6 protein-coding genes are annotated in these 8,819 nt (G+C 68.8%); 2 read left to right on the forward strand and 4 right to left on the reverse strand.

Going from position 1 to position 8,819, the window contains the following annotated elements; translation table 11 throughout:
* Window positions 1-46: 46 nt before the first annotated feature.
* Window positions 47-943: an IS630 family transposase gene (locus tag F4X11_12195; GenBank protein MYN65773.1), complete on the forward strand. Its 897-nt coding sequence runs from the start codon at window positions 47-49 to the stop codon at window positions 941-943.
* A gap of 449 nt (window positions 944-1,392) precedes the next feature.
* Here the strand turns inward: F4X11_12195 and F4X11_12200 are convergent, their stop codons facing one another.
* From F4X11_12200 to F4X11_12215, 4 genes are all read right to left on the reverse strand, one after another.
* Window positions 1,393-4,221, reverse strand: coding sequence for a TonB-dependent receptor (locus F4X11_12200; protein ID MYN65774.1), 2,829 nt, complete (start codon window positions 4,219-4,221; stop codon window positions 1,393-1,395).
* Window positions 4,222-4,413: 192 nt separating this feature from the next.
* Window positions 4,414-4,725, reverse strand: coding sequence for an integration host factor subunit beta (locus tag F4X11_12205; GenBank protein MYN65775.1), 312 nt, complete (start codon window positions 4,723-4,725; stop codon window positions 4,414-4,416).
* Window positions 4,726-4,870: 145 nt separating this feature from the next.
* The gene (locus F4X11_12210) at window positions 4,871-5,413 is read right to left on the reverse strand and encodes a hypothetical protein (protein MYN65776.1); all 543 of its coding nucleotides are present in this window, start codon (window positions 5,411-5,413) and stop codon (window positions 4,871-4,873) included.
* A 576-nt stretch (window positions 5,414-5,989) separates the two neighbouring features.
* Complete coding sequence (locus F4X11_12215; GenBank protein MYN65777.1) at window positions 5,990-8,320, reverse strand: response regulator; 2,331 nt, start codon at window positions 8,318-8,320, stop codon at window positions 5,990-5,992.
* 391 nt (window positions 8,321-8,711) lie between these two features.
* Here F4X11_12215 and F4X11_12220 point away from each other — a divergent pair, with 391 nt between their 5' ends.
* Window positions 8,712-8,813, forward strand: coding sequence for a hypothetical protein (locus F4X11_12220; protein ID MYN65778.1), 102 nt, complete (start codon window positions 8,712-8,714; stop codon window positions 8,811-8,813).
* The last annotated feature ends 6 nt before the right edge of the window (window positions 8,814-8,819 follow it).

Raw genomic sequence — 8,819 nt, forward strand, 5'->3', positions numbered from 1 at the left:
TTCCGAGAGGTCTTCGGCGTGATCTGACGCCGTGCGAAATGAGGGGATGCATGAGGCCGGCCTCGGGTTTTCCCCCCCGGAGGTCGTCGTGCAGGTCAAGGCCCTCGCCTGTGAGTTGCCTTCCACGCACGGGGTGCCCCTGGCGCGATGGAGCAGGGCGGAGCTCGCGCGATATGTGCAGGAAACCGGCCTGGTCGGCACCATCAGTGGCAGCACGATTTGGCGCTGGCTCTCCAAGGACGCGATTCGTCCCTGGCAGCATCGATCCTGGCTCTTTCCCCGCGACCCCCGCTTCGCGCAGAGGGCCGCACCCGTCCTCGATCTGTACCAGCGGTGTTGGGAAGGCCAACCCCTCCACGACGACGAGTTCGTCATTTCGGCCGACGAGAAGACGAGCATCCAGGCGCGTCGCCGTACCCATGCCTCCGTACCTGCCCGCCCCCGCCGCGCCATGCGCGTCGAACACGAATACCAACGCCGCGGTGCCTGGGCCTACCTCGCAGCCCTCGATGTGCACCGCGCCCACGTGGTCGGGCGCTGTGAGGCCAAAACCGGAATCCTGCCCTTCCGGCGCCTGGTCGAGCAGGTCATGGCTACCGACCCCTACCGACAGGCCCGCCGCGTGTTCTGGATCGTCGACAACGGCTCCTCGCACCGCGGCGCGCGATCCATCCAACGGGCGCAGACGTGGGACCCCAGGTTGCAGCTCGTCCATACCCCGTGCCATGCCAGTTGGCTCAATCAGATCGAGATCTCGATCGTGCAACGCAAGGTCCTGACGCCAAACGACTTCTCCGACACCGCGGAACTCGCCGACCGCCTCCGCAACTTCGAGAGCCACTTCGCCAAGATCGGCAAACCGTTCGAGTGGACCTTCACCCGCGACGACTTGACCAGACTCCTCAAGAAACTCGACTCACCGTCCCTTGCCGATGCCGCGTGAATACGTTGCCGAACTTATGACCCAGCGGTACTTAGGCTGTCAATTCCTGGCGTCCTCTCACGGCCAAAACGATCGCCGCCGACTAGACCCGCTTCTGGCCTGTCACGAGTCCGTAGCCCGTCCGCCAGTATTCGTCGTACCCCGCCGCCGCCGTGGTCGCGCCGGCCGTCTCCAGGCACACCGATATGGCGAACATCCGCACTCGGCACGCGACGCCCGGAATCACACCGCGGCCGTCACACCCTAGCCGCTCGTAAGTCCCCTGCTAGCAACGCGATCCAACGTCCCGCGCGGCCCAACGGGGCCGCTCTATGTTCGGCGCGGCGTGTAGGGGAGCGACCGCGCGCAACCTTGCGGTTTCTTGGCCCCGGCAGGCGTTTCTGCGTCACACCTGCCGGGTCGCGATCGCATCCCTTCAAGTTGTCCTTTCGGGAAGGCGCCCATGACATCTAGAACAGCAGCTTCGCGGCGAATTGCATCTGGCGCGGCGGGCCCACGGTGCCGGTGATCCGGCCGAACGTGGGCAGGCCGAAGGCGCCGCTGGGGTTGTCGAAGTTCACGCGGTTGAACAGGTTGTAGACCTCGTAGCGGAGTTGGAGGTCGACATCACCCGCCGGAATCGTCCGGAAGATCGACAGGTCCACCTGGCTCCGAGCGGGACCGCGGAACCCGTTGCGTTCCGGCATGTTGGTTGCGACCGTGTTGATCGGCTGCGGCTCGAACGCGTCGGGGTTCAGCCACTGCTCGTAGGTCGGGTTGGCAAGCGCCGCCGTGCCCAGGAGATTGGGGCGGTCGCCGCGCGCGCCGGTGTTGGTGCGAGGCGAAGCGTTCTGCACGTTGAATGGCCGGCCCGACTGCCAGTAGGCGATGCCGTTGACCTGCCAGTCGCTCAGCAGCGCCCCGGCGGCGCCGGTCCCACGGAACGGCATCTCCCAGGTGACCGAGAGCACCACGCGATGCCGGACGTCGTTGTCCGCCGCGAACTTCTCGATCACGCTCTCGTCCCAGGGCGCTCCGTCGGTTCGCTGGTTGTGCGCCAGCGTGTAGTTGAAGCTGAAGCCGAGTCCGCCGACCGGGCGGCGCTGGAACACGAGCTGCATCGAGTCGTACTGCGACTCGAAGGCCGACGAGAAGACCCTGATGTTGCTCACGCTCGGCAGTTGCGCGGCGTACGGGCGCCGGGCAGAGATGTTACCGGCGCCCACCGGAGGCAGGTTCAGGTTGATCCGGCCGGCGACGAAATCGCCGCGCGAGCCGACATAGCCGAGGCCGACAACGTTGTGGCCGATCTGCCGCTCGAGGATCGCGTTGAACTGCTGCACTCGTGTCGACCGGAAGTCGAGCGCGACAGCGCCGATGTTGCCGGTCGGGTTGCGGTGGTCAGTGGGTTCCGGCGTCGGCAGACCGTCGCTGAGCCGTAACGCGGGCACGCCCGACGTGCTGTTCTGGAACTGCTGGTTGCTGATGAACGGCGCGTTCTTCATGGTCGCGTCGCTCGTGATGTTGCCCGGGAAGTACGAGACACCGTACCCGCCGCGCAGCACCAGAGAATCGCTCAGCGAGGCCGCGAATCCCAGCCGGGGGGCGAGATTGGAGTAGTCGGTCGCGATGCCGGCGGTCTCCGAGACGCCGTTGTGTCCGGGAATGATGATCTGCGCGCTGACCGGGTCGAAGTTCGAGATCCGGTTGGTCTCCTCCCGAAGCGGCGTGAAGACGTCGTACCGCAGACCCAGGTTGAGCGTCAGCCAGTCGTTCGCGCGCCAGTCGTCCTGGACGAACAGGCTGTACTCGTTGGTGTGGTACTGCGGAACCACCAGCGCGTGGGCGCGACTGATGAGGTTGGGGAATCCGAGCAGGAACGAGGCCATCGCGTCACCGCCGGCGCCGACGCCGTTGCTGGTCTCGAGCGCCGAGAACTCGAACTGGCCGATCGCCTGCTCGCTCTGGAACACGGAGTACTCGCGCAGGATGACTCCGCCGCCGAACCGCACGTTGTGCTCGCCCGCGGCCCTGGTCAGCGTGAGGTTGAACTGGGTCGTGTCGTCGATCTGGCCCAGCGGGATCCAGTTCGAGGCCCCCAGCCCCGAGTACCCATCGAATTGCAGCGGTACGAGTCCCGAGGTTATGTCGTCTCCCTCGATGTTGCCGTTGGGGATGCCGAACTGACTGGTCAGCGTCCGGCCGTAGTTGACCGGCAGCGACAGCAGGTCGACCTTGAGGTAGCCGCCGCGGGCCTCTGCGATGAACGACGGGCTGAACACGCGGGTGTAGTTCACCTGCACGCCGTGCGCCCCGGTGACGTTGGGGCCCGGCCAGGCAGTGCCGCCGCCGGAGCAGCCCGGGTCGATGCCATTGGCGATCGGGCAGGCCGACGGCGTGTAGACGTCCACGTCGTTCCAGGAGTACCGCACGAACATCTGGTTGTTGCCATCGAAGCGATGGTCGACGCGGAAGTCTGCCGTCATGGTGTCCTGCGTGCGGTCGGTCACGCTGGCGTAGTTGGCCGACAGGCCCGCACTGGTGGGCTCCGGGTATAGCTCGATCAGCGCCCGGGCAATTGGCGACATCCGGCTCGCCGGGATCCGATTGCCGGCGAACGGCAGGCGCGTCAGCGGGTCGTGGATCTGCACCGGAAGCTCGGAGAAGTCGCCGATGCGCATCGCCATCGTCGGCACCGTGATCACGTTCGTCACACCCGACGTGTGGGCGTAGTTCTCGAAATCCGCGAAGAAGAACGTCCGATTCGGGGCAATCGGGCCGCCGACACTGCCGCCTGCCTGGTATTGCTCCAGCGTGGGCTTGGTCGCGGCGAAGAAGTCCTGCGAGTCGAACCGGTCGTTGCGGAGGTAACCGAACAGCGAGCCGCGGAAGAGGTTCGTGCCCGACTTCGTGATGACGTTGATGACGCCGCCGGCCGTCCGGCCGACCTCGGCCGTGTAGTTGTTGGTCTGGACGCGCACCTCGGCGATGGCCTCGATCGACGGCTTCACGCCGATCGTGCCGATCTGCCGCTCGTTGTTGTCCATGCCGTCGATCATGTGATTGTTCTGGTTGTCCTGGGCGCCGTTGACCGAGATGGCCGAGGTATTGCGGCGGTCGTCGGGCCTCGTGCCGCTGGCGAGCGAGTTCGGCAGACCGGCGTTCGCACCGGGCACCGTCTGCACGAGTTCGACGAAGTTCCGGCCGTTGACGGGCAGGTCCTGCACGAGCTCATCATCGACGAGCGCCGAGACGGTCGAGCTCTCGGTCTTTAGCGCCGCGCGGTGTGGGCGGCGCATGGATCATGGTCGGCTCGGACCGCATGTGTTCATAGACCCTGGACGTTGGCCAACGTCGGTTCCAGCGTGGCGCGCCGGCTACACCACGAAGACACCTTGGCGCCGATACAAGGGAGGCACCCCGAGGACGCGGCGGGACCTGCGCGCCGAGATCGACACCGGCCCCCGCGGGCGGGACCGGTGAAACGCCGGCTACTCGGCCGCCGGCGGCGGGACCAACTGCGCGGGCTCCCGGTTGATCAACTCCTTCAGCTCCTTGCCGGGCTTGAAGTAGGCCACACGCTTCGAAGGCACGTCCACCCGGTCGCCGGTCTTTGGGTTGCGGCCGCGATGCGGCGCGCGGTGCCGCAGTCGGAAACTGCCGAAGCCGCGGAGTTCGACTTCCTCCCCTTGGTGCAGCGCCGCCGCGATGCTGCCGAACAGGGTGTCGACGATGGTCTCGGCACGCTTCTTCGTGACGCCGGCCGCATGGGCGACCTCCTTGACGAGCACGGCCTTCGTCAAGCTGTGTTCGGCCACGGGCTGTACAGGCATCTGAAGACGTGTGACGGCCGGCGTCTGGCGCTGAGACCGGCCTCGAGCGGACCCGGCTGCGAACCGTGATCCGCCCGCTCGGTGGCCAGCCCGGAAGGCGTTCCTCCGCCGACCCTCACTCTCTCGTCATCGTGGCGCTGACGGTGAAGTCTCCGCACTCGGTGGTTCGCGTTACCTGATTGAGCGTCGCGGTCCCGTCGGAGAACACGAGCGACAAGGTGGCGATCCGGCTCTCTCCGCAGTCAGGGTCATCCGTCACCTCGCCGAGGACGTCTTCGGAGAACGAAACCTCTCCCGTCTCGTCGATCGTGCCACGAGCCGGCGGAATCTCCGCGGTCTGGCCGATAATCGTCATCGAACCGTTCACCGTCACCTGCGACTCGGACTGGGTGACGATGATCCGCATCGTTCCGTCGAGTGACTCCTGGCTTCCAGGCTCCCCCGCCACGTACACCAGGGGCCCCGAGTAGGTGCCGGCGACATCGGGGTACTGCGACGGCGCCGTGGGACTGGAACCGTCGCACGCCGCAAGGACGGCAGCGGCAAGCCCGAGAAGAATCCGCGACCATTGACTCACGGCCGCGTGGGTGTCGACGGGAGCCACGCGGCGGCGCAGCCGCGCCGATCGGGACGATGTCGAATCTCGGCGGCAAGTCATCATTGATCTCCTGAGGGTCGTGCACCAGCCCTGGTTCGCTTCGGTCTGCCCCCAGCGACCGGGCCAAGTTCGGTCGGCTCGAAACTGCTCACCCGCCCTGGCAAGTTGAGCCTCGGTTGCGCCCGTGCCGGGTTCCCCGTGGACGGAGTATCGGCTTCGAGGAGCCGACGAGACAGCCTGCGGGGCGTCGTAGGGGGGCGCGCAACGCTCCCGCGCCAGCCCCAGTGTACGCACATCGGGTCGGCTGGCTCATGGCATCCAAGCGGCTATGAGCCGGTCCCGACCGCAGGGCGTTGCTCGCCGTTCGACGTCGGCGGTACTTCGTGCCGCCGGTCGTGTGGACCGTGGACCGTCCCGACTGCGCGGCGGGCCGATCCGGGCCCTCGCGGGCGCGGCCGGCGATCTCCTCGACCAGCGGACGCGCCGCCGGCGGACGCGCCGCAGTTCGATCCAGCGCGAGCAGCGCGGCGGGGTCAGGAGCTCGCTCGCCGCGTGGCGGTTCTCGCGAAACGCGGCGTGGCGCGCCGGCGGCGGGCTCGCTGCCGGGCGCGATGGGCCGCGCCAGGCCATGGGGCCTCATCGGCCCGCCGGCTTCGCCATGCGGTAGCCGACGCCGCGCTGGTTGAAGATGCGGGCGGGGCTGGCCGCGCTGTCGCCGAGCTTGCGGCGCAGGTTCTTGACGACGATGCGCACCAGGTGCGCGTCGTCGCTGTCGGGCTTGGCCCAGACGCGGCGCAGCAGCGTCTCGAAGGTCACGACCCGTCCCGCGTCGAGCGCGAGCGCGCGCAGCACCTCGTACTCGATGGCGGTGAGGTCGACCGCGTTCCCGCCGACCGTCACCCGGCGCTGGCCGTAGTCGATGGCGAGGTCTCCGAGGACGAACGGCTCGGGCGCCGCGTGCCGGCGCAGCGCTGCTCGCACCCGCGCCACCAGCTCCGTCGGCGAGAAGGGTTTGGCTATGTAGTCGGCCGCGCCCGACTCGAGCGCCCGCGCGACGGTCTCGTCGCGGCCGTAGGCGGAGATGAAGATCACCGGCAGGTCGGCGAGCTCGGGGATGCGCTCGAGCAGCTCGATGCCGTCGCTGCCCGGCAGCAGCAGGTCGAGCAGGACCAGCCGGGGCTTCTCGGTCCGGATGATGCGCCGCAGGTCGTCCGGGGCGCCGGTGACGAGCGGGGCGTAGCCGGCTCGCGAGAGCGCGCCGCGGACGAAGCGCAGCATCCGCGGGTCGTCGTCGACCACCAGGATGCGCGGCGGCTCGCCCCGCTCGGCGGCCGGCGGCGGGCCGGCGGCCAGCGGTCCGGCCTCTCCGGCCGCCGGCAGCGTGAAGGTGACGGTCGTGCCGAGGCCCGGGCCGGGACTCTCCGCCCGGATGCGCCCGCCATGCGCCTCCACCAGCCCCTTGCAGATCGCAAGCCCGAGGCCGTGGCCGGCCGGCGTTCCGCCTTCGCCGCCGCCGCCGTGCTTGCTGAACAGGCGCGGCAGCAGCTCCGGCGCGACTCCATGCCCCTCGTCGGACACGGAGACCGCGACGTGAGCCTCCTCGCGCACCGCCGCGACCCGGATGGGCGCCGAGTGGGGCGCGTGCCGCGCCGCGTTGGCGAAGAGGTTGTTGAGCACCTGCACAATGCGCCGGCGGTCGGCCAGCACGGGAGGCAGGCCGGAGGGAAGGTCCGGGACGATGGCGTGGCGGGCGCCGCCGGCCAGGAAGGTGCTCCTCGCCTGCTCCACCAGGTCGCCCACCTCGGCGGGCTCGGGGGAGACCGAGAGCGCGCCCGCGTCGATGCGCCCCGCGTCGAGCAGGTCGCCGATCAGGCCGCGCATGTGCCGTGCCTGCTCGTCGATGACGCGAAGGAACTCGCGCAGCTCGGCGGGGTCCAGCGCCTGCGAGTCGTCCAGCACGGCGGCGACCGAGCCCATGATGGCGGCGAGCGGCGTGCGCAGCTCGTGGCTCACCAGGCTCAGGAACTCGGTCCGCATCCGTTCGATCTCGTCGAGCGGGGCAAGGTCCTGCAGGGTCGCCACCACCGAAGCCACCGTGCCGTCTTCGGCAGGGATCGGGGTCGCGTTGATGAGCGTCCGGACGCTGCGCCCGTCGGGTACCGAGAGCTCGACCTCCTCGGCGCGCACCGTCTCCGCGTCGCCGAGCAGCCGCGCCAGGGGGAGCTCGGCCAGGGACATCTCGCGCCCGTCGGCGCGCCGGCACACGACCACCTCGAGGAGCTGTTCCGGCGGATGGCCGGGCATGCGAAGCCCTTCGACGATGCGCCGCGCCTCGCGGTTGAACGACACCGGCCGGCCGGTCCCCGCGTCGAACACCGCCACGCCGACCGGCGAGGTCTCGACGAGCGCCTCGAGGCCGGCCCGCGCGCGCCGCTCGTCGCGGTGGGCGCGGGCGTTGGCGATCGCCGAGGCGACCTGTGAGGCGAACAGCGTCAGCACCTCCTCGTCCTCGTCGGTGAACGGCGCCCCGTCCGCCTTGTCGCCGAGGAAGAAGTGGCCGACATGCACGTCCCGATGACGCATCGGGGCGCTCATGAAGGTGCAGGCGGGGAGTCCGACGGAGAGGCCGAGCGAGCGGACATAGGCCGTCCAGTCGGCGAGGCGCAGCGGCCCGGGCAGGTCGCGCACGTGGGCGGAGAACCGCGCGCGGTCGGGCCACTCGAGGAAGCGGCGTCTCTCCTCGTCGGTGAAGTTGGAGGTGACGAAGTCCCGCACCTCGCCGGCCTCGTCGATGGTGACGATGATGCCGTAGCGGGCGGCGGTCAGCGCACGGGTGGTGTCGACGGCCTCGTGCAGCACGGTGTCGAGGTCGAGCGAGGCGTTGATCCGCAGGATGGCCGCGTTGAGGGTCGCGGTGCGCCGGCGCAGCGCCTGGATCTGCGGCCTCGCGTCGTCGGAATCGGTCACGGCTCGTCCCTCGCCAGGCGGCGCGAATCACGGCGCGCTGCGACGCCGCAAGCGCGGCGGAGACGCCATTGCGGGCGCTTCGGCGGCACCATAACCCAGAAACTCATGAAAAAGATATAGAGAATTCCGATCCGCATACGCCAATTTTACAAAAAATCTTGTACGGTACCAACCGTAGTTCTGCCCCTCCAACGGGGCCGACCGCCCGAGTGGATCTGGGCGTCGGCGAAACCTGTCCCGGTCGAGCTCGATGCTCGCGGCGAGGGCCTTCATTGGGGACGGTCCACGGGGAGCCGGGGCGGGGCGCGAGCTGGTGGAGCGGGGAACCCTGGGGACGGGGGCAAGAAGATGAGTGCCGGTGCGGCCGGCGGTGCGGATTCGGGAGGTGAGGATGTGGATGCGGAACATCGTGACGGGTCGGCGGGCAAGTGGCATGACTCTTGCCCAACCAACCAACCAACCAACCAACCAACCAACCAACCAACCAACCTAGTTGCGG

Source organism: Acidobacteriota bacterium (assembly GCA_009861545.1).
Classification (GTDB): Bacteria; Acidobacteriota; Vicinamibacteria; order Vicinamibacterales; family UBA8438; genus WTFV01.

Coding starts and splice junctions, on each gene's coding strand:
- F4X11_12210 (MYN65776.1), bottom strand. CDS start 5,413: ATGACTTGCCGCCGAGATTCGACATCGTCCCGATCGGCGCGGCTGCGC.
- F4X11_12220 (MYN65778.1), top strand. CDS start 8,712: ATGTGGATGCGGAACATCGTGACGGGTCGGCGGGCAAGTGGCATGACT.
- F4X11_12195 (MYN65773.1), top strand. CDS start 47: ATGCATGAGGCCGGCCTCGGGTTTTCCCCCCCGGAGGTCGTCGTGCAG.
- F4X11_12200 (MYN65774.1), bottom strand. CDS start 4,221: ATGCGCCGCCCACACCGCGCGGCGCTAAAGACCGAGAGCTCGACCGTC.